Origin of the sequence: Nitriliruptor sp. (genome assembly GCF_040882075.1) — a bacterium.
Classification (GTDB): domain Bacteria; phylum Actinomycetota; class Nitriliruptoria; order Nitriliruptorales; family Nitriliruptoraceae; genus Nitriliruptor.
Genome location: NZ_JBBEBZ010000085.1, coordinates 1 through 18,208 on the forward strand (window position 1 = coordinate 1; position 18,208 = coordinate 18,208).

The 18,208-nt window shown below is 73.9% G+C and carries 20 protein-coding genes and 1 tRNA gene; 10 read left to right on the top strand and 11 right to left on the bottom strand.

Features of this window, described 5'->3' with window-relative positions:
- Positions 1-140: 140 nt before the first annotated feature.
- The 5 genes from WEB03_RS04340 to WEB03_RS04360 form a co-directional block, all read right to left on the bottom strand.
- Complete coding sequence (locus WEB03_RS04340; protein WP_368069741.1) at positions 141-764, bottom strand: hypothetical protein; 624 nt, start codon at positions 762-764, stop codon at positions 141-143.
- A gap of 153 nt (positions 765-917) precedes the next feature.
- Positions 918-2,450 carry an FAD-dependent oxidoreductase gene (locus tag WEB03_RS04345; RefSeq protein WP_368069742.1) on the bottom strand — a complete coding sequence of 511 codons (1,533 nt, stop codon included), beginning with the start codon at positions 2,448-2,450 and terminating at the stop codon, positions 918-920.
- Positions 2,447-2,980, bottom strand: coding sequence for an SRPBCC family protein (locus WEB03_RS04350; protein ID WP_368069743.1), 534 nt, complete (start codon positions 2,978-2,980; stop codon positions 2,447-2,449). The genes WEB03_RS04345 and WEB03_RS04350 overlap by 4 nt, the downstream gene beginning before the upstream one ends.
- A complete protein-coding gene (locus WEB03_RS04355; RefSeq protein ID WP_368069744.1) occupies positions 2,977-4,221 on the bottom strand; it encodes a glycosyltransferase in 1,245 nt (414 codons plus the stop codon). The genes WEB03_RS04350 and WEB03_RS04355 overlap by 4 nt, the downstream gene beginning before the upstream one ends.
- 241 nt (positions 4,222-4,462) lie before the next feature.
- Positions 4,463-4,535: transfer RNA gene (locus WEB03_RS04360), tRNA-Ala, on the bottom strand.
- 180 nt (positions 4,536-4,715) lie between these two features.
- Here WEB03_RS04360 and WEB03_RS04365 point away from each other — a divergent pair.
- Entirely contained in the window at positions 4,716-5,054 is a 339-nt protein-coding gene (locus tag WEB03_RS04365; RefSeq protein WP_368069745.1) for a hypothetical protein, read from the top strand.
- 29 nt (positions 5,055-5,083) lie between these two features.
- Here the strand turns inward: WEB03_RS04365 and WEB03_RS04370 are convergent, their stop codons facing one another.
- Positions 5,084-5,338: an FmdB family zinc ribbon protein gene (locus tag WEB03_RS04370; protein ID WP_368069746.1), complete on the bottom strand. Its 255-nt coding sequence runs from the start codon at positions 5,336-5,338 to the stop codon at positions 5,084-5,086.
- 360 nt (positions 5,339-5,698) lie between these two features.
- Positions 5,699-5,968 carry a cell division protein CrgA gene (locus tag WEB03_RS04375; RefSeq protein ID WP_368069747.1) on the bottom strand — a complete coding sequence of 90 codons (270 nt, stop codon included), beginning with the start codon at positions 5,966-5,968 and terminating at the stop codon, positions 5,699-5,701.
- A 136-nt stretch (positions 5,969-6,104) separates the two neighbouring features.
- On the opposite strand from WEB03_RS04375, the gene WEB03_RS04380 reads away from it, so the two are divergent.
- Together WEB03_RS04380 and WEB03_RS04385 are read left to right on the top strand one after the other, a co-directional pair.
- Positions 6,105-6,770, top strand: coding sequence for a class E sortase (locus WEB03_RS04380; protein WP_368069748.1), 666 nt, complete (start codon positions 6,105-6,107; stop codon positions 6,768-6,770).
- A gap of 47 nt (positions 6,771-6,817) precedes the next feature.
- Entirely contained in the window at positions 6,818-6,958 is a 141-nt protein-coding gene (locus tag WEB03_RS04385) for a hypothetical protein (RefSeq protein ID WP_368069749.1), read from the top strand.
- Between the two features lie 25 nt (positions 6,959-6,983).
- Here WEB03_RS04385 and WEB03_RS04390 read toward each other — a convergent pair whose 3' ends face one another.
- Complete coding sequence (locus WEB03_RS04390; protein WP_368069750.1) at positions 6,984-8,051, bottom strand: polyprenyl synthetase family protein; 1,068 nt, start codon at positions 8,049-8,051, stop codon at positions 6,984-6,986.
- A gap of 164 nt (positions 8,052-8,215) precedes the next feature.
- Here WEB03_RS04390 and WEB03_RS04395 point away from each other — a divergent pair, with 164 nt between their 5' ends.
- A complete protein-coding gene (locus WEB03_RS04395) occupies positions 8,216-9,925 on the top strand; it encodes an AMP-binding protein (RefSeq protein WP_368069751.1) in 1,710 nt (569 codons plus the stop codon).
- Entirely contained in the window at positions 9,922-10,560 is a 639-nt protein-coding gene (locus WEB03_RS04400) for an aminodeoxychorismate/anthranilate synthase component II (protein WP_368069752.1), read from the top strand. The genes WEB03_RS04395 and WEB03_RS04400 overlap by 4 nt, the downstream gene beginning before the upstream one ends.
- Here the strand turns inward: WEB03_RS04400 and WEB03_RS04405 are convergent.
- Positions 10,557-11,633, bottom strand: a complete 1,077-nt coding sequence (locus WEB03_RS04405; RefSeq protein WP_368069753.1) for a PDZ domain-containing protein — start codon at positions 11,631-11,633, stop codon at positions 10,557-10,559. The two genes, WEB03_RS04400 and WEB03_RS04405, sit on opposite strands and share 4 nt — an antisense overlap.
- Positions 11,630-12,829, bottom strand: a complete 1,200-nt coding sequence (locus tag WEB03_RS04410) for a site-2 protease family protein (RefSeq protein WP_368069754.1) — start codon at positions 12,827-12,829, stop codon at positions 11,630-11,632. The genes WEB03_RS04405 and WEB03_RS04410 overlap by 4 nt, the downstream gene beginning before the upstream one ends.
- Before the next feature lie 116 nt (positions 12,830-12,945).
- On the opposite strand from WEB03_RS04410, the gene WEB03_RS04415 reads away from it, so the two are divergent.
- Both WEB03_RS04415 and WEB03_RS04420 read left to right on the top strand, forming a co-directional pair.
- Complete coding sequence (locus WEB03_RS04415) at positions 12,946-14,136, top strand: VLRF1 family aeRF1-type release factor (protein WP_368069755.1); 1,191 nt, start codon at positions 12,946-12,948, stop codon at positions 14,134-14,136.
- Positions 14,137-14,190: 54 nt separating this feature from the next.
- The gene (locus tag WEB03_RS04420; protein WP_368069756.1) at positions 14,191-15,072 is read left to right on the top strand and encodes a tetratricopeptide repeat protein; all 882 of its coding nucleotides are present in this window, start codon (positions 14,191-14,193) and stop codon (positions 15,070-15,072) included.
- Positions 15,073-15,117: 45 nt separating this feature from the next.
- Here the strand turns inward: WEB03_RS04420 and WEB03_RS04425 are convergent, their stop codons facing one another.
- Complete coding sequence (locus tag WEB03_RS04425; protein ID WP_368069757.1) at positions 15,118-15,648, bottom strand: sigma-70 family RNA polymerase sigma factor; 531 nt, start codon at positions 15,646-15,648, stop codon at positions 15,118-15,120.
- 162 nt (positions 15,649-15,810) lie between these two features.
- Between WEB03_RS04425 and WEB03_RS04430 the strand changes: the two genes are divergently transcribed.
- From WEB03_RS04430 to WEB03_RS04440, 3 genes are all read left to right on the top strand, one after another.
- Entirely contained in the window at positions 15,811-16,572 is a 762-nt protein-coding gene (locus WEB03_RS04430; protein ID WP_368069758.1) for a YcnI family protein, read from the top strand.
- Between the two features lie 166 nt (positions 16,573-16,738).
- Positions 16,739-17,374 carry a hypothetical protein gene (locus tag WEB03_RS04435; protein ID WP_368069759.1) on the top strand — a complete coding sequence of 212 codons (636 nt, stop codon included), beginning with the start codon at positions 16,739-16,741 and terminating at the stop codon, positions 17,372-17,374.
- 113 nt (positions 17,375-17,487) lie between these two features.
- The coding region (locus WEB03_RS04440) for a copper resistance protein CopC (protein WP_368069760.1) at positions 17,488-18,208 on the top strand (721 nt) is incomplete at its 3' end.

Below are 18,208 nucleotides of genomic sequence, written 5' to 3' on the forward strand. Positions count from 1 at the left end.
GCAGTGCTCGAGCTCACCGTTCACGTCGTCCTCCCCGTTCAGCGTCGCCCAGTCTGGACCCTCCGTGGTCGGAACGGACGGGGACGGAGGGGTGGCCGCGTCAACCTCAGCTTGACCAGACCTGGCCGTTCGGCCCGCGGTCAGCGGCTGCTACCGGCCCGTTCGGCCTCGATCGCCCGCTCCACGCTCGGCAGGTCGATGATGATGTCCTCGTCGAGCCCGACCAGCTGCGCGAGCTCCCGCCGGGGAGCCGTCGCCCACCGGCCGTCCTCGGTCAAGGTGCGGTCGATCTCGAGCCGCTGACGGAGCACCGCGCCCAACCGACCTCGGAGCTCACCGAGGGTCGACAGCTCCGCGAACGTGGTCACGTGCCGCAGGTGGGGGAAGTCGAGGATCTCCTCGCGGTCCGTGTGCTCGGTCAGCTGCAGGTCGAGGATCTCGGTGGCGTCGACGTTGCGTGTCTCGGGAGGGCCTGCGCGGGTGATCGTAGAACGGCCGGGAGCCAGCAGCCGCCGGAGCCGCTCGGCCAACAGCAGCTGTTCCTCGCGACGGTCGGTGAGGATGCGCTGGCCCCAGGTCTCGCGACGGAGCAGCGGGTGGACCAGGAGCCGGTGCGCGAGCTCGTGCTCGACGATACTGGCGGTGGTCCGGCGCACCGCATCGGTGCCGATGTCCCGGCCGGGCTGGCGGAGGGATCGCGCCGCCGCCGCCAGGTCGCGGTGCTCGTCCGCGAGCTGGTGCAGCAGGTCTGCGGTGCGGGGCACGTCGCCCTCCTCCCCCGTGAACCTCCGAGTGTGCGCCCCTCAGCAGGCAGCGGCCAGGGTCCGAAGGCTCCACCGACCGCGGACCCCGCCGGTCCCACCTGGATGGGCACCACCGGCCACCGAGGCCGGCCCTCGCCGGTGGCGGGCTCGCTGTCAGCGGCCGGGCAGGTCACGGGGCGACAGGGGGGTGGTGGCCGGGCCGGCCAGCACCTGCCCATCGGGCGCGAAGCGCGAGCCGTGGCAGGCACAGTCCCACGCACCTGCGGCGGCGTTCCACCGGACGGTGCAACCGAGGTGGGTGCAGGTCGCCGACAGCGCACAGGTGACCCCGTCGGCGTCCGTGCACACGGCGACGGGCCCCGTGGCGGTCGCGATCACCCGGCCCTCACCGGGTGTGCCGACCACCTGGTCGACGCCGCCGCGAACGCCGGGGCGGGGGATGCGGTCACGGACGAGCTCGTACCCGACCCGGGCACCCGCGGCGGTCATCTTCGCCAGCCCCCGCAGGTCGGGCAGGCGTGCGGCGTCGAAGGGGGTGCGGACGCGGTCGCCGGCGATGCGTGCGGCCAACAGGTCGGCAGCGACGGTCCCGCCGGTCAGGCCCCACTTGCTGAACCCCGTCGCCAGCAGGATGTGCGACGTCCCCGGGGCGCCGCCCACCATGGGGAGCAGGTCGGCCGACACCTGGTCCATGGCCCCCCAGTGGTGGGTGATCCGGGTCGCACCCCAGCGGTGGGTGGCCTCGTCGGCGAGCTCGCGGAGGGTGTCGCGTTCGTCGTTGGCACCGGGCCGCCAGCCGCTGGTGAGCAGGATCAGCAGCTCGGTCCCCGCGTCGGTCACGTAGCGGCGCGTCGATCGAGACGGGCCGTCGACGCCGAGGCTCGGATCGGTCGGGACGGCACCCGAGAGCTCCGCGGCCACACAGACGGCCCGGGAGGGGTGGGCGCGGGCGAAGGCGCCGACGAGATCGGGCCACGGGGTCAGCATCGCGAGCACGACGTGGCCGGCCGCGACGACACCGGCGTCGGTGTGGACGTTGACCCCTCCGCGACGAGGCCGGAGCTTGCGCACGGGCGTCCGTTCGTGGACGACGGCGCCGTGACCCTCGGCGGCGGCCGCCAACCCCGCGACGTACGCCCGTGGGTCGAGCTGGCGCTGATCGTCGAACCGCAGCGCTGCGGTCACGGCGTCCGGGACGGGGGCGTCGTCGGTGAGCGAAGCGGGCAGACCGAGGGACCGTGCGACCGTGGCTTCGCGCTCGAGCTGTGCGGCACCGCGGCTGGTCAGAGCGTGGAGGTGGGTCGCGACCGGCTCCAGCGAGCAGTCGATGTCGTAGCGGTCCACCAGGCCCGCGATGGTGTGCACGGCCGCTTCGTTCCGCGAGGCGTAGAAGTGGGCCGTGTCGCGTCCGTGGCGCTGGTCGAGCTGGCTGTAGATGGGGCCGTGCTGGCTGGTCACCTTGCCCGTCGATCGCCCGGAGGTCCCCCCCGCGATGCGGTGGGCCTCGAGCAGCACCACCTCGAAGCCGCGTTCGGCGAGCTGGAGCGCGGTCGTCGCGCCGACGATCCCTCCGCCGACCACCACCACCTCCGCCGAGCGTGGGCCCGCGAGCGGCGGGCGCGGGTCCGGCAGCGGGGCGAAGGGCGCGTCCGGCGACCCGAGGTCGGGTGGGGTGAGCCCGCTCACCGGTGGCCCTCGGCGCGAGCGACCAGCCGCTCGAGCCGCCGGATCGACACCAGGTTCCGGCCGAGGAGCGCCGGCCGGTACACGATCTGCGGCAGCCACGACCCCGGACCGGCGACGGGCCGTTCGTGCATGACCACCCGGCTGCCGTGCTGCCCGTGCGGGGTGACGTGGATCTGGATGAGCGCCTCACCGACGGGCCAGACGCACGCCAGCAGGGTGATGCGACCGTTGTCCCGGTCGAGGAACTGCACGATCGTGCGGTCCCGCACCTTGAGCGGGCCCCGTCCGGTCTCGTGGGTGAACCCCGAGCCGACACCGGGCCACGCGCCGTCGACGTCGACGACCCGTCCCGGCCCCACCACCCACACCGGGAAGGTGGGGGCGCGGAGCAGCACCGCCATGACCGCCTCGGGTGGGTGATCGACGTTCCGGGACACCGTCACGCCGGGGCGGTCGGTGACGCGCTGCACGTCGTTGGCGTCACCGCCGGGGTGGACGTCGGTCTCGTCGCCGCTGTGGTCCCGGCTCACCCTGCCACCTCGACCGGCGCCTGCTCGGCGAGATCGGCGACCTCGGCCGCCCGTCGCGCACGGTCGTAGGCGTCGATCGTCGCCTCGGTGACACGTGGCCAGCCGAACCGGTCGAGGGTCCGCGGCCGTGCAGCGTGGCCGAGCACGGCGCGGCAGCGACCGTCGGTCACGAGCTTGCGCAGGGCATCGTGGAGCGCGTGCGGATCGCGGGCAGGGACGATGACGCCGTTGACGCCGTGCTCCACGGTCTCGAGCTGACCTCCGACGGCGCTGGCGATGACCGGTCGACCGCAGGCGAGCGCCTCGACCGCGGCCCGGCCGAAGCCGGTGAACCACGGCACCTGGACGACCACATCAGCGGCGCCGAACAGCGCCGGCATCTCGGCGTGCGGCACCCGGCCGGTGAAGCGCACCCGGTCGATCGCGTCGTGCCGCGCAGCCAGGGCGCGGAGCTCGGCCACGCGCGCGTCGGTCGCGAGCCGGCTGGCCGGCGGGCCACCGACGATCGTGAGGGTGGCGTCGGGGACGCGTGCGACCGCAGCGATGACCGACTCGGTGTCGCGGTGGGGCGCGAGGTCGCTGACGGTCAGGACGGGGACGCTGGCCTTCGGCCGTCGGGCACGTGGGGTGGTGAAGCGCGCACCATCCACCCCTTCCGGCACGGTGACGGTGCGGTCACGGTGCGCCCCGAGCCCGAGGAGCTCGCGGTGCTGATCGATGCAGGTGGCCAGCAGCAGATCGGCGGACCGTGCGAGGTCGCTCTCCACCGCGAGCCGAAGCGGCGAGCTGTACGGGGTCGCGCCGAGGTGTCGGCGGTGCACGTGGCCGAGCGCGGGGAGTGTCACCACCAGCGGGATCCGGCCGATGTCGCCACGTACCGCGTGGAGGGCACGTCGGGCCGCGGCTCCGGCGAACCAGTCGTGGGCGTGCACGAGCTCCGGCGGGTTCGAACGCCAGCGGCTGGCGAGCCCCGCGGCGAACCGATCGATACCTGCCGCCGCGGCGTGGGCATCGGTGGCGTCGTCCACGTCGATGTCGCCGGTGGGGGCCGGATCGAGCACGAGTTCGCCGGTGGCCGCCGGGTCGAGGTGGCCGCGGTCGGGGCCGTGGACGACCACCTCGTGGCCGGCGGTGGCCAGGCCGTGCACCGATCCGTACAGGTGCGCTTCGGTCCCGGAGGGCACGGCGCCCGGGACGAGACAACGCGGGTCGCAGACCCCGCTGACGGCGACGATCCTCATCGGTGGTCCTCTCGGCCGGTGCAGCGAGGAGGTCCAACCAGGTCGGTGGCCCATGCGCAGCGGCGTGGCGCGCACTCGACCACGTCGCAACGGGTCCTCCCGAGCCCGATGACCCGGTACCCCGCACCACTCGACTGGACGAGCACGGCCGCGCGGGCGGACGGACGGTGGCAGCGCGGGCCGGGAGGCGGGCGCGGCTGAGCGGACGCGAGCCGCACCCGACCGGGGTGGTCACGCGGAGTGGAGCCGATCGGAATCGAACCGACGACATCTGCCTTGCAAAGGCAGCGCTCTGCCAACTGAGCTACGGCCCCGCGACCGGACGGCTCGTCCGGCGAGCGGGAGGGTACCGAGGCGCCGGGGACCCGCGCCGGGGCGGGGTCGCACGCCGCCTCGATCGTGCCGGTCCGGACCGCAGCTGACCGGGTGTCCCGCGCCGTCCACGCGGCGTGGCACCCTGGTCACGCCCCGTCCCCACGATCCGAGGTCGGCCCGTGGCCTGGAAGCTCGCCCTGGTGCTCGTCGTCCTGGTCGTCGGCGGTGTCGTCGGGGCGAACGTCGGCTGGGCGTACGTGCTCGGTCCCGTGCTCGGGTGGATGGTCTACCGGTTCATCGTGGGCAACCTGCGCGGTCTGGCGCACGGCGCCCGCATGGGCGCACCGGGCGACGACGAGGTCCTCGACCCGACGGCGGTCGATCCCGACGAGCGCACCCTGTTCTGGTGCGAGGAGTGCGGGACCGAGGTGCTGCTGCTCGTCCGTGGGACGTCACGCCCGCCGTCGCACTGCGGCCAGCGCATGCACGAGCGCACCGAGCTGCTCCGGCCGAGCTGAGCTGCCGCAGCAGCACCGGAGCGACCGGGTCAGGACTCGCCGCTGCTCAGGCGTTCGGCGCGTTCGCGGACCTGCTTGAAGTCGCCCCGTCCCGGCCGGTCGGGGACCAGCCCATCGGTCGCCGAGAAGCCCCACCCCTCGAGCTTGACCGCGATCCGGCTGAAGCGACGCTCGAGCCGACCGTCGCACGCGGGGCACGGACCCGGATCGCCGGCCCGGTCGTGCGGCAGCAACCGCTCCGTGCGTTCGTCGCAGCTGGCGCAGGCGTACTCGTAGATCGGCACGGCAGCTCCTGACGGTCACGAGCGGGAGGGCGGTCCGGCGCCGCCGGGACGACGGTACCGGGGTCGGGAGCGCGCCCGACGGCCGTCCCCGGATCCGTCGGCACCCTCGCGGTGGCCGCCGTCCACCGCGGATGACGCCCGTGACCTGCGACGTTGCGGCATCACCGTCGTCCACAGCGCTGTGGACGACGGTTGTGGACGACCGGCGCGCACGGTGGACCGAACGGCCGGTGGCCTGTGGACGGAGGGGGTGAGCTGTGGGAAACGCGAGCGTTCCCCGCGCCGAGAGGGCCGGTGCAGCTCCAGGCGTGCGCGTAACGCACGACGCAACGGATGGGCCCGGGTGGTGCCCGGGTTGCGCTACCGCCAGCGCACGAGCACGAGGAAGCCGGCGATGAGCAGCACGAACCCGCTCACCAGGCCCCAGTTCGGCCCGAAGATCGGCCAGCTGCCGGTCACGTCGTTGAGGACGAGGTAGCCGAGGAGGATGACCGCGACGCCGGCGATGAGCAGGCCGACGCCGGTCGGCGCGATCCAGGGGGCCGAGGGCGTCGGGTTGCGGGGCGGCTCCACGGTCTGGTGGGCCCGGGGACGTTGCCGACCCTTGCGGCGGTGCTTGCTCTTCGGCATGGGGTGCCTCGTGGTATCGACGTGGCGTGCGGGCGGTTCGTAGCCGCCGGGGGCGGGAGGCTAGCGGGGTACGATCCGCGCCGGCCCGAGGCGGGCCGAGGACGGTGAGGCTGGCGTGGTCCGGGTCGTGCGTGGGGTGGGCTGGACCCTGATCGTCGCGGGCTGCATCGTGCTGCTGTACGTGGTGTACCTGCTGTGGTTCACCGGGCTCGAGACCCAGCAGGAGCAGCAGGGCCTGGCCGACCGTTTCGCCGAGGTCACCACCACCCTGCCGGCCGCCGAGCCCGATGCCGAACCTGAGCCCGACGCCGAGCTCGAGATCGGCGACGCCTTCGCCGCGCTCTGGTTCGAACGTGACGGCGACCCCGTCGTCCACGACGAGGTCCTCTTCGTCGTGGAGGGCACGTCGCTGGCCGACCTCAAGCGTGGGCCGGGCCACTACCCCGCGTCGGCCCAGGTCGGCGCGGAGGGCAACCTCGGCATCGCCGGCCACCGGACCACCTACGGCGAACCCTTCGGCCGGCTCGACGAGCTCGCCCCCGGCGACACGATCCACGTGGTCGATCGCGCGGGGGTCGAGTGGGTCTACGCCTACCGTGAACAGCGCGTGGTGTCCCCGACCGACGTCTGGGTGGTCGACGACCCCGACCCGATCGACCTCGGTGCACCGACCATCACCCTGACGACCTGTCACCCGCGGTTCAGCGCGGCCCAGCGCCTGATCGCCTGGGGCGAGCTGGTCGGACCTGCGGACGGCGTCGACGCGCAGCCGATCGAACCGCCCGCGAGCGCCGCAGCCTGATCCCCGACCTACCCGCCACGACCGGAGCCGACGACGTGCCTCGCCCCGTGCGCATCCTCCTGCTGGTGCTGCTCATCGCCGTGGCCATCACGGTGCTGTTCACGACCGTCTTCCCGCAGGTCGAGCGGATCCTCGAGCAGGACCCGACGATGGGTGCCCCGGCGCCGCAGCCGGTCGAGGTCGCCTGAGGCGTCGTTCGACCGCTGGTCGGCGTCACGAGGTGCGGTCGCCGAGCTGACGGGCGACGGCGGTGAGCTCGTCGGCGACGGCCGGGGGGAGGTCGAGGCGATCGAGCGCCGCCAGCGCCTCGTCGACGCTGCGGGCGACCTCGGCCTCGGTGGCGGCTCGGGCGCCGAAGCTCTCGAGCAGCCCGCGGAGGACCGCCGCCTCGTCGGGTGCGAGGTCGGGATCGCCGAGACCGGCCTCGAGCCGGGCCCGGTCAGCGGCGCCGAGGCGGTCGGCGGCTTCGGCGATCAGCAGCGTCCGCTTGCCCTCGGCGAGGTCCGAGTCCGCCGACTTGCCGGTGGTGGCCTCCTCCCCGAAGACCCCGAGCAGGTCGTCGCGGAGCTGGAACGCTCGTCCGAGCGGGTCACCGACCTCACCGAGCCCGTCGATCAGTTCCGGTGCTCCGCCGGCCAGCAGGGCGCCGATCTCGAGGGGGCGCGACACCGAGTAGCGACCCGACTTGAGCGTGGCGATGGTCAGCGCGAGATCGCGGTCGGTGATCCGGGCCGTGGCGGCGTGCAGGTCGAGGTACTGGCCGGCCATGACCTCCTCGCGCAGGACCGTGAACCGGCGGAGCCCCGCGAGGAGGGCCTCGGTCGGCACGGCTGCGCTCAGGAACAGCTCGTCGGCCTGGACGAACGCGAGGTCGCCGAGGAGGATGGCGACCGCCTCGCCGTAGGCGAGCGCGTCACCGCCCCAGCCCGCAGCGCGGTGCTCGGCGGCGACGGCGTGGTGCACCGTCGGTCGTCCCCGGCGGGTCGCGGCTCGGTCGATGACGTCGTCGTGGAGCAGCGCACAGGTGTGCAGCAGCTCGAGGGCCAGCGCCGGTCCGAGCACGTCGCCGCGGTCCGCTCCACCCCCGGCGGCGTACCCGAGCAGCAGCAGCGTCGGACGCACCCGCTTGCCGCCGGCGATGAACGTGGCGAGGTGATCGCTGACCGGCCCGAGGCTGGGGTGCAGACCTGTCAGCCGCGGGAGTACGACCGCGAGCTGCTCCTCGAGGGCCGCGTCGATGATCGCGGCGGAGCCCGCGAGCGCGAAGGACGGGGTGGCCACGGGAGCTCCGAGGTGCTCGGCGGTGACCGGGGACGCTACCGGCAGCAGCGGTAGGCTCGGACGGTCGCACTTCGCGACGGCCGCACACCCGCGTCACGACGACCGCGCGTGTTCTCGTCGCGACGGTCGCACGCCGCATCCCCCGTCGAGGAGCAACCCCGCCCGTGGTCCGTGCCCGTCGCCCCTCGCTCCCGGAGGCGGGGTCCCTGCCCCGCCCGTGGGTCAGGGCCTACCCCCCGGGCGTCCCGCCGACCTACCGGCTGCCGGACGTCGCGCTGCCCCGGTTCCTCGACGATGCGGCGCGGGACTTCCCCGACCGGGACGCGCTGCTGGTCGAGGGGCGGACCACCTCGTTCGTGGACCTGCGGGACCGTGTCGACCGCGTGGCGACGGCGCTGGCTGCGGCCGGTATCGGCGCGGGTGACCGGGTGCTCGTGGCGCTGCCGCTCGGCGAGCCAGCGCCCGTCGTGCTGTTCGCCGTCTGGCGGCTCGGCGCCGTGGCCGTGCCCGTGGACCCCGATACCCGCGCGGACCTGCTGGCTGGGGTGGCCCGGGACGCCGCCGTCGCGGCCGCCGTCGGCACCCGGTGGGCGTTGTCGTCCCTGCAGGGCGAGGACCAGGCCCCCGAGGTCGTGGTCGAGGTCCGCGGCGACGAGTGGATCAGGCGTCGCCTGCGGGACCGGCTGCCGCGACCGCGGCTCCCCGACGTCCGTTCCGGTCGCGGGTTGCGTCCCGCCGTCCCCGGCGACACCGTCCGGCTGGCGGACCTGCTGACGGAGGAGACCAGCGGCCGCCGGCGGCCGGCGGGACCGTCCCCGTCCGACCCCGCGGTCATCGCCTACCGCCCGCGTGCCCGCGAACTGCGCGGGGTGGTCCTCAGCCACGCCAACCTCGTCGCGAACGCCTTCCAAGGGCGGCTGTGGGTCCCCGACGTCCAGGCCGGCCGCGAACGGATGCTGGTGACCGACCCGCTGCACCTCACCGTCCCGCTCACGCTGGGGGTCCTGACCGGGGTGCTCGCCGCGGCCACCCTGATCCTGGTCGACCGTCCCGACGCGGGCGAGCTCACCGCCACGATCGAACGCGACCGGCCGACGCTGTGGCCCACGGGTCCGGACCGCCTGACGCAGCTGCTCGGTTCCAGCGACCGGCGCCGCGACCTGTCCTCGCTACGGGTGATCGTCACCGGCGGCGCCCCCCTGTCGCCGCAGGTCGCCGCCGACGTCGAACGCCGCACGGGTGGTGCGCGCGTCCGCGAGGGCTACGGGCTGGCCGAGGCGTCGCCGCTCACCCACGCCCAACCGGTCTACGGCCGGGTCGCCGACGGTTCCATCGGGCTGCCGGTGACCGACACCGTGGCGCTGCTCGTCGAGCCCGACGACCTCACCACGCCGGTCCCGCCCGGCACCCCCGGGATGCTGCTCGTGGCCGGCCCCCAGGTCGCCGACGGGTACTGGCAGCGGGAGGAGGCCACGACCTCGACGTTCCGGGACGGGTGGCTGGTCACCGGCGATCTCGCGACCGCCGACGAAGGCGGTGTCTACACCCTCCTCGGCCGCGCCAGCGAGGTGGTCCGCCGCGACGGTGAGCTGGTCGCACCCCACGCGGTGGAGAGCGTGCTCGTGCGTCACCCGTCGGTGCTGTCCGCCGCGGTCGTCACCGATGACGCGGGCGCACAGCTCCTCGCCGGGGTCGTCGCGGCCAAGCGCGCCAAGGTGGACGTCGAGGGGCTGTTCGCCCACTGTCACGCGTTGCTCCCCCCGCCCGCCGTGCCCGACCACATCGAGCTGCTCGACGAGCTGCCGGTCGACGTCGTGGGCCAGCTGGACCGTGACGCGCTCCGGCGCAGGCTGACCGGGAAGGGACCGTCGTGAGCCGAGGGCCCCGCCTGCTGATCGTCGACAACTACGACTCGTTCACCTACAACCTCGCCCAGGAGTTCGGCGAGCTCGGTGCCGTCGTCGAGGTCGTCCGCAACGATGCCTTCACCGTGGCGGAGCTCGGCGCCGATCTGCCCGACGGTGTCGTCATCTCACCCGGGCCGGGCGACCCCTCCGACGCGGGTCTGTCGAACGACACCATCCGTGAGGTCGCCGGCCGTCGACCGCTGCTCGGGGTGTGCCTCGGGCACCAGTGCATCGGCGAGATCTACGGTGGCGAGGTGGTCCGGGCACCCGTGCTCGTCCACGGCAAGACCTCGCCGATCTACCACCGGGGCGAGGGCGTCCTCGCCGACCTGCCCGTGCCGTTCGATGCGACCCGGTACCACTCGCTGGTGGTCGACCGCGAGAGCTTCCCCGCCGTGCTCAAGGTGACGGCCGAGACCTCGGACGGGCTCATCATGGGGCTGCGCCACCGTGAGCTCGAGATCGAGGGTGTGCAGTTCCACCCGGAGTCGGTCCTGACCACCGTCGGGATGCGCCTGCTCGGCACCTTCGTGCGTCGCTGCGTCGCCGCACGTGACGCGCGTGACGGCACGGACACGCCCGCCTCCGCGCCGGCGCCTTAGGGGCGCCGGAGCGCCGCGATGGCGTCGTCGACGGTGGCCACGCCGACGACCGTGAGCCCCTCGGGTGCCGCGAGCTGTGCCGCCTCGAGCTGGGCCTGCGGCACGAGCACCAGGTCGGCGCCGTAGGCAGCTGCGGCCCGGACCTTCTCGGGCACGCCGCCGACGGGTCCGACACGACCGTCGATGCCGACCGTGCCCGTGCCGAGGATGGTCCGACCGGCGATCAGGTCCTCCTCGCTGAGCAGGTCGAACAGCGTCACGGCGGTCATCATCCCCGCGGAGGGACCCCCGATCCGGGTCGAGCTGAGGGACACCTCGAACGGCAGGTCGAGCCCGCTCGTGGCGGTCTCGGCCAGGATCCCGAGGCCCACCTGGTCGGTGCGACCGAGGGTCGTCAGCCGCACCGTGACGTCGCCTTCGGATCCCGCGTGGTCGATGGTCAACCGGAGCTGGTCGCCGTCGTCGGCCCCTCGGGTGCGTGCCTGCAGCTGGGAGGCATCCGACAGCGGGCGCCCGTCGGCCGCGACGAGCCGGTCCCCGGGCGCGAGGACCCCGTCGGCGGGGCTGCCCTCGAGGACGTCGACCACGCGCACCTCGGTGGTGATCTCGACCTCCACGCCGGCGGCCCGGGCGCCGACCGCGGTGGCGACCTGGAAGGCGTCCGCGAAGGTGTCGCGCTGGGCTTCGAAGAACTCGGGGGTCAACCCGTTCGGTGCGATCGTGGCCGCCGGGGAGAGCTGGCGTGCGGGGTCGAGCAGCACGCGCAGACCCGAGTAGGGCGTCGCATCGCGCAGGAACACGGTCAGCAGCGCGGTCGAACCGTTGATCGGGGTGGTGTCGGTCCCCTCCACCTCGATCAGCGGGGGGATCTCGCTCGGCCGGCCGGGTCGGTACTCCACGTACGGCAGGGGGGTCGCGATCGTGGCCCAGACCACGAGGGCGAGGGTGACGGCGTAGGTCACGGCGCGGAGCATCGACGGCCGTGGGGCACGACCCGGCGCGTGCGCGGGCCGGGTCGGCCGGTGCCGGCCGCCGTCGTGGTCGTGGCGCGCCCGCAGCGAGGTGTCGCTCACGAGCCGCGTCCCACCGCATCGGAGGTCGCCGGCACGCGGCGCGGACCGGCATCGCCTGCGCCGAGCTCCCGCAGCGCGCGGGCCGTCCGACGCTCCGAGAGCACGGCGATGGTCCGGCCCTCGTCCACGATCCGGAGGTGGTCCTCCTCCGACCCGAGGAACCGCTGCACGAGCTGCTCGAGCGGTGTGTCGGCGGTCACGATCGGCAACGCTCCGACGTCCTCAGCCAGGTCGCCCGCCGTGCGGAGCGTGCGGTCGGTCGGGTGCAGGTCTCGGACGGTTGCGGCGTCGAGCCAGCCGGTGATCGGGTCGTCCCCGTCCGTGCCTCCAGCCACCAGCAGGTGATCGTCGCTGCCGGGTCCGAACTCCAGGGTGTCCAGCGGCCGGTCCGGGTCGACCACGAGGGGGCCCGGACCGAGCATGTCCGCCACGGTCCTCCCCGCGTAGAGCGCCAGCAGGTCCGCACGGCGCAGCTCGGCGCGGGCCGCGCCGAACAGGAAGACCCCGATGACGACCCACCAGATCCCGCCGATCGCGGCGACGGCCAGCCCGCGTGTGAGCTCGAGGATCCCGAACCCGAAGGTGACCACGGCGAACAGCTGGCCGGCGCGCGCTGCGGACCGCACCGCCCGGTGCCGGTCGCCGGTGACGTACCAGATCGCGGCCCGCAGGACGCGGCCGCCGTCGAGCGGGGCGCCGGGGACGAGGTTGAAGACCGCGAGCAGGAGGTTCAGGTAGGCCAGCAGCCGGCTGACCTCGAGGACCGCCGCTCCGGCCGGACCGGTCAGGAAGGCCGCTGCGCCGGCGCTGACGAGACCGAAGACGGCCGCGCAGACCAGGCTCGCGTAGGGGCCGACGGCGGCGACGACGAACTCGTCCCGGGGGTGCTCGGGACCCCGGTGCATCTCGGTCACGCCGCCGAAGAGCAGGAGGGTGATGCTGCCGACGTGGATGTCGCGGTGGAGCGCCTCGAGGGCGTGGGCGAGCTCGTGGGCCAGGATCGACGCGAAGAACAGCAGGCTGGCGACGGCGGCCATGGCGGCGGCGACGCCCGTCCCGTGGGTCGGCGAGAAGCGGGTGAACAGCAACCAGGCCAGCACCACCGCGAGCAGCGCCAGGGACGGATCGAGGCGGACCTCGACGCCCTGGAAGCGTGCGACGCGGATGGCGCGGATGGCGCGGATGGCGCGGTTCATGCCGTGACGGTAGCCCTGCGCGGCGGGACCGTCGTTCGCCGGACGGTCGGACCCCGCCCGCCCGGCCGTGTCGACCGCCCTATCGACCACGCCGGCCGGTGGTTAGTGTCGGACCCATGACTCTCGATGACGCACGCATCCGTGACCTGCTCCGCTTCGACGACGATCGCGGGGTGCTCTCCTTCTACGTGGGGATCACCCCCGATCGCGCGGCGGACCCGCAACCGACCGCTCCCCTCGAGCTCCGCAGCCGCATCAAGGCGCTGAAGACGGACCTTCAGGCGCGCGACCCGGCCTTGGCCAAGGAGGTCGAGGCACGGCTGGGCGAGGTCCAGGCCGACCTCGATCGCCTGGTGGACCCGCACGCCTACGGTCGGGGCCGCGCGCTGTTCGTCGGCGTCGGGTCGGGTCGGACCGAGACGGTGTCGCTGCAGATCCCGTTCGCCGACCGGGTCGTCCACCACGAGGGCGCGTACGTGCGTCCGTTGGTCGCCGCGCTCGACGAGGGCCGTGCCGCCGGGATCCTGAACGTCACCCGCGAGACCGCCCGCGTCCTGACCTGGTCGGTCGGCGTGGTCGAGGAGCTGAGCAGCAGCCAGTTCGAGGTCGAGGACGACGTCATGGCCCGGGAGAAGGGCTCGCAGCTCATCCGAGGGACGGGCCACGGCCTGTCCGGCGGCTCGGACCGTGACGACTTCGAGGCGCGGCTCGACGACAACCTGCACCGCTTCCTCAAGAGCGTCGTGACCGACCTCGCCGAGAACATCGAGAAGCGCGGTTGGGACCGTGTCGTGGTCGCCGGCAACCCGAAGCTCCGCGAGGAGGTGGCGCAGCTGGTGCGCGACGCGGACAACACCGGCGTGCGCGTCCTCGTCGCCGACGAGACCTTCGAGACCGAGGCTCCCCACGTGGTCGCCGCGCGGGTCTGGCCGCTGCTCCGGTCGGTGCACCGCAAGCGCGAGGCCGACCTCGTCGACGAAGCGATCGAGCGGGGCCTCGGCGGCCACGGCGCCGCCGTCGGCCTGCGCAAGGTGTGCGCGGCGCTCAACGAGGGTCGCGTCATGCACCTGCTGTACGTCTCCGACCTCGAGGTCGAGGGCTACCGGTCCTCCGAGGACACCCTCCACCCGCGGGTCGAGGGCGTGGCCGCGGCGTCCGAGCAGCTCGAGCTGCACCGTGAACCGCTGTTCGTCGAGCGGATGATCGAGAAGGCGGTCGCGACGGGTGCGCTCGTCACCCCGGTCGACGACGAGGCGGCTGGACCCCTGCAACCGCACGAGGGTGTGGGAGCGTTGCTGCGCTGGTGAGCGTGGCTACCTTGGCTCGTCGACCGACCCGTCGAGATGTTGGAGGTGCCGGACGTGCACGTCCCGATCGACCCCCAGTCGCTGCGTGCGGCGGCCGATGCGATCCTCGAGCAGCACGAGGCCGGCCTGCTGACGGCCGCGCTCGCCGCGTGTGACGCGCTCCTCGCCCGAGCGGTGGACCTGACCGATCCCGTCGTGCGCGAATCGGCGTTCACCGCGTGGTTCGAGCGTTCGGCGATCCTCGCCGAGCTCGGCGACCTGGACGCCGCCGCGGACGCGGCGCTCACGGCCTGCGACAGCCTCCCGTTCGACGAGCAGGACCCGGACCAGATCCACGAGCTGGCCATGTTGTTGCTCCACGCCGGTACGTGTCAGGACGCCGCTGGCGATGCGCTCGGTGCCGTCGCGACCTACGACCAGCTCATCGCCGAGCTCGGGACCGCCACGGACCCGGTCACCCGTGAGCAGGTCATCCGCGGGCGGGTCAACCGTGGCGCCACCCTCCTCTCGCTCGGGCGCCACCTCGAGACCCTCGACGCGGCGACGGCGCTGGCCCACGAGCTCGACAGTGCCCTGCCCGGTGAGGCCGAACAGCTCGGGATGGCCCAGCGCGTCCGGGCTGCCGCGCTCCGCGGTCTCGACCGCGCTGAGGAGGCCGTGGTGGCCCTCGCCGAGGCCGAGACGCTCGCTGCCGTCGCCGAGGTCGGCGCTCGCTCGCAGGCGGCGGCTGCCCAGGGCGAACGGGCCAGGCTGCTGGCCGAGCTCGGCCGCGTCGACGAGGCCATCGACGTCCTCGAACGGGTGGTCAGCCGGTTCGGTGACGATCCGGAGATCGCGCAGGCCGTCGCCGAGCTCCGGTCGGTCGAGGCCGAGTTGCTCGACGCGGCTGGCGACCACGACCGCGCCGCGAGTCTCCGGGCCGCTGCACACGCCTGAGAGGCGCCCGCGGATGCGTGGCGGCCTCGGACGGTCGAGCGAGCGTCAGCGCAGCTCGCGCCCCTCGTCCGTGTCGACCTCCGAGGTGACCTCGCTGACGAGCTGCTCGCGCGCTCGCGCCACCCGCGAGCGGATGGTGCCGATCGGGACCCCGGCAGTCTCGGCGGCCTCGGCGTAGGACAGACCGAGGACCTGCGTCAGGACGAACGCCTCGCGGCGGTCGTCGGGCAGGTGCGCGACGAGGTCCCGTAGGGCGTGGTGGGCGCTGTGGTCGGGTTCGTTGCCGACGACGGGCTCGGGCAGGCGTCGCCGTCGCTGTCGGAGACGGATCTCGTCCGCCGCGGTCCGCCGCGCGATGGTCAGCAGCCACGTGCGGGCGGAGCTGTCCGCACGGAACGCCCCGACCGACCGCAGCGCCCGCAGGTAGACCTCCTGGGTCAGGTCGTCGGCGACCCCAGGGTCGACCAGGTGGGCGCAGAAGCGCCACACGTCGGCCTGCGTCCGGCGGATGAAGCTCGACAACGCCAGCCGGTCGCCATCGGCGGCTGCCCGCAGTAGTCGCGTGAGCTCGTCCATCGGTTCCCGGCGTGTGGGATCGGGTGGGGTGGTGCGCGCACAGCGTAGGTCCGGCGCGACGCCCAGACCGGTTCGGAACCACCCGTGGGGCGTGCGCGACCTCCTGTCGAGATCCGACCGTCCAGCCGCGCCCGACGCAGCCCGCCACAGGAGACCACCCGCATGCACCTCCACCACACCGCCCGCCGCCGCGCGACCACCTCGCTCCTGCTCGGGAGCGTGCTCTCCCTGTTGGTGGCCGCCCCCGCCGCCGCACACGTGACCGCCAACCCGAGCTCGACCACCGCCGATGGCTACGCGATGATCGACATCCGCGTCCCCCACGGCTGCGACGGCGAGGCGACCAGCGAAGTCGCGGTCCGGATCCCCGACGGCGTCATCAGCGTCAAGCCGGAGCAGCTGCCGGGTTGGACCGCGACGACCGAGATCGGTCCGTACGACGAGCCGGTCGAGATGCACGGGTCATCGGTCACGGAGGGGGTCAAGGTCGTCACCTGGACCGCGGATGCCGGCCAGGAGCTGGCCGATGACCAGTTCCGCGACTTCGGGTTGTCGGTCAAGTTCCCCGACGCTGCGGGCGAGACCCTCACCTTCCCCGCTGTTCAGACCTGCGTCGACGGATCCGAGGCGGCCTGGATCGAGACCTCCGACGACCCTGAGGCGGAGCTCGCCTACCCCGCACCGTCCATCACCCTGACGGCCGCGACCGGTGACGCTCACGGTGTCGAGCACGGTGCCGAGGATGACGACGTCACCGACGAGCCGACCACCGCCACGGATGACGCCGAGCTCGCCACCACATCCGCTGCGAACGCCGCGGACGCCGGGACCGACCCGCTCGTGTACGTCGCGCTCGGCGCGGGCCTGCTCGGCCTGCTCGCCGGGGTCGCCGGGTTGCGTGCGGCACGGGCGACACGCCGCTGACCACCCGCCGTCGAGCGTGCGTTCCGCGCCCGATGTCGAACCGGTGGGGTCGTCGGACGCCCGGTCGGAACCACCGGGCCACGAGGTACGACCATCTCGAACGAACCCTCCACGCGGATGGTCCTCTCGCCGTCTCGCGTGACGCCCGCCGCCTCGAGGTCGCGCCGTGACCAAACCCACCTCCCCCGCCTGCGCCGTCGTCCGCGAGGCGGTCTCCACCGCACTCGACGGTGAGGACGCGGTCCTGTCCGCCGTCGAGGTGCAGCGTCACCTCGACGTGTGCACCGGGTGCGACCGCTACGCGGCGGCGCTGCCGAAGGTGAACCGTCGTGTGACCGTGGCGGTGGCGGACGTGGTGCCCGATCTGACCGCCCCGATCCTGGTCGCGCTGGCCGAGGACCGGGCAGCGCTCGTCGATCGCCGGACGCGGCACCTCCAGGTGCTGGTCGGTCTCGCCGGCGTCGTCCAGCTCGTGCTGGCTGTCCCGGTGTTGGTGGGGTTGGTCGGCCCGGCGATCCACCTCGGGCGTGACCTCGGCGCGTTCGAGCTCGCTCTCGGTGCGGGCCTCCTGCTGGCTGCCTGGGAGCCGCGCCGCGCCGCGGGCGTCCTGCCGATCGCCGCGGTGGCCGCGGTGGTCGCGACCCTCGCTGGCGCCATGGACCTCGTGGCCGGCCGCGCGACCATCCTCTCCGAGCTCACCCACGTGACCGAGCTGGTCGGTGTCGCGGCCCTCTGGGCGTTGACGCGGCGCTCGCCTGACGACACGGTGCCGCGGCCGGCGTTCGCCGGCCCGGTCGGATGACCCGAGAGGCCCCAGTGTCCAGTCGAAGTCCCACGGCCACCGGCCGCGCGGGAGCCCGTCCCGTCGCGGCGCAACGGGTCCCATCGCGACGCCGGCTCCTGGCCGCGACGGTGATGGCCGTCCTCGCCGTCCTGCTGCTCTGGCCAGCCGCGCCGGCGTCGGCGCACGCCGTCCTCACGGGCTCGACGCCAGCCCAGGGTGACGCGGTGGACACCTCACCCGACGAGGTGCGGCTCACGTTCAACGAGCCCGTCTCCACCAACGACGGTGCGCTGCGCGTGTTCGACGCGGACGCCGTCCGCATCGATGAGGGGCTCGTCGACGGCGGGGATGGCAGCGAGGTCGCGGTCACCTTGCCGGACCTGTTCGACGGGGCCTACGTCGCGGTCTACCGCGTGGTCTCCGCCGATTCGCACCCGATCAACGGCACCATCACCTTCACGGTGGGGGCCGGCGAGGCCCTGGACGACGAGGCCATCGCTCGGATCGCCGGCCCGAGTGGTGGCGGCCTCGGCACGATCGGGTCGTTGCTCCGCGGCCTCGGGTACCTCGGCACGCTCCTCGCCGCCGGGGCGGTCATGTTCACCGTGGCGGTCGCGCGAGGCACCGCGGATCGCCGCCGCGCCGAACGGGTCGGTCGTCGGGCCGCCATCCTCGGTGTCGTCGCGGTGGCCCTGCACCTGCCCGTCCAGGCGGCGTCGGTCTCGGGGTACTCGGTGTTCGGTGCGCTCACGGACGGTGGGGTCATCGGGGCGACGCTCACCTCGGGGTTCGGGCAGTCGTCGCTCGTCCGGCTCGTCGCGCTGCTCGCCCTGGCCGTGCCGTGGTTCATGA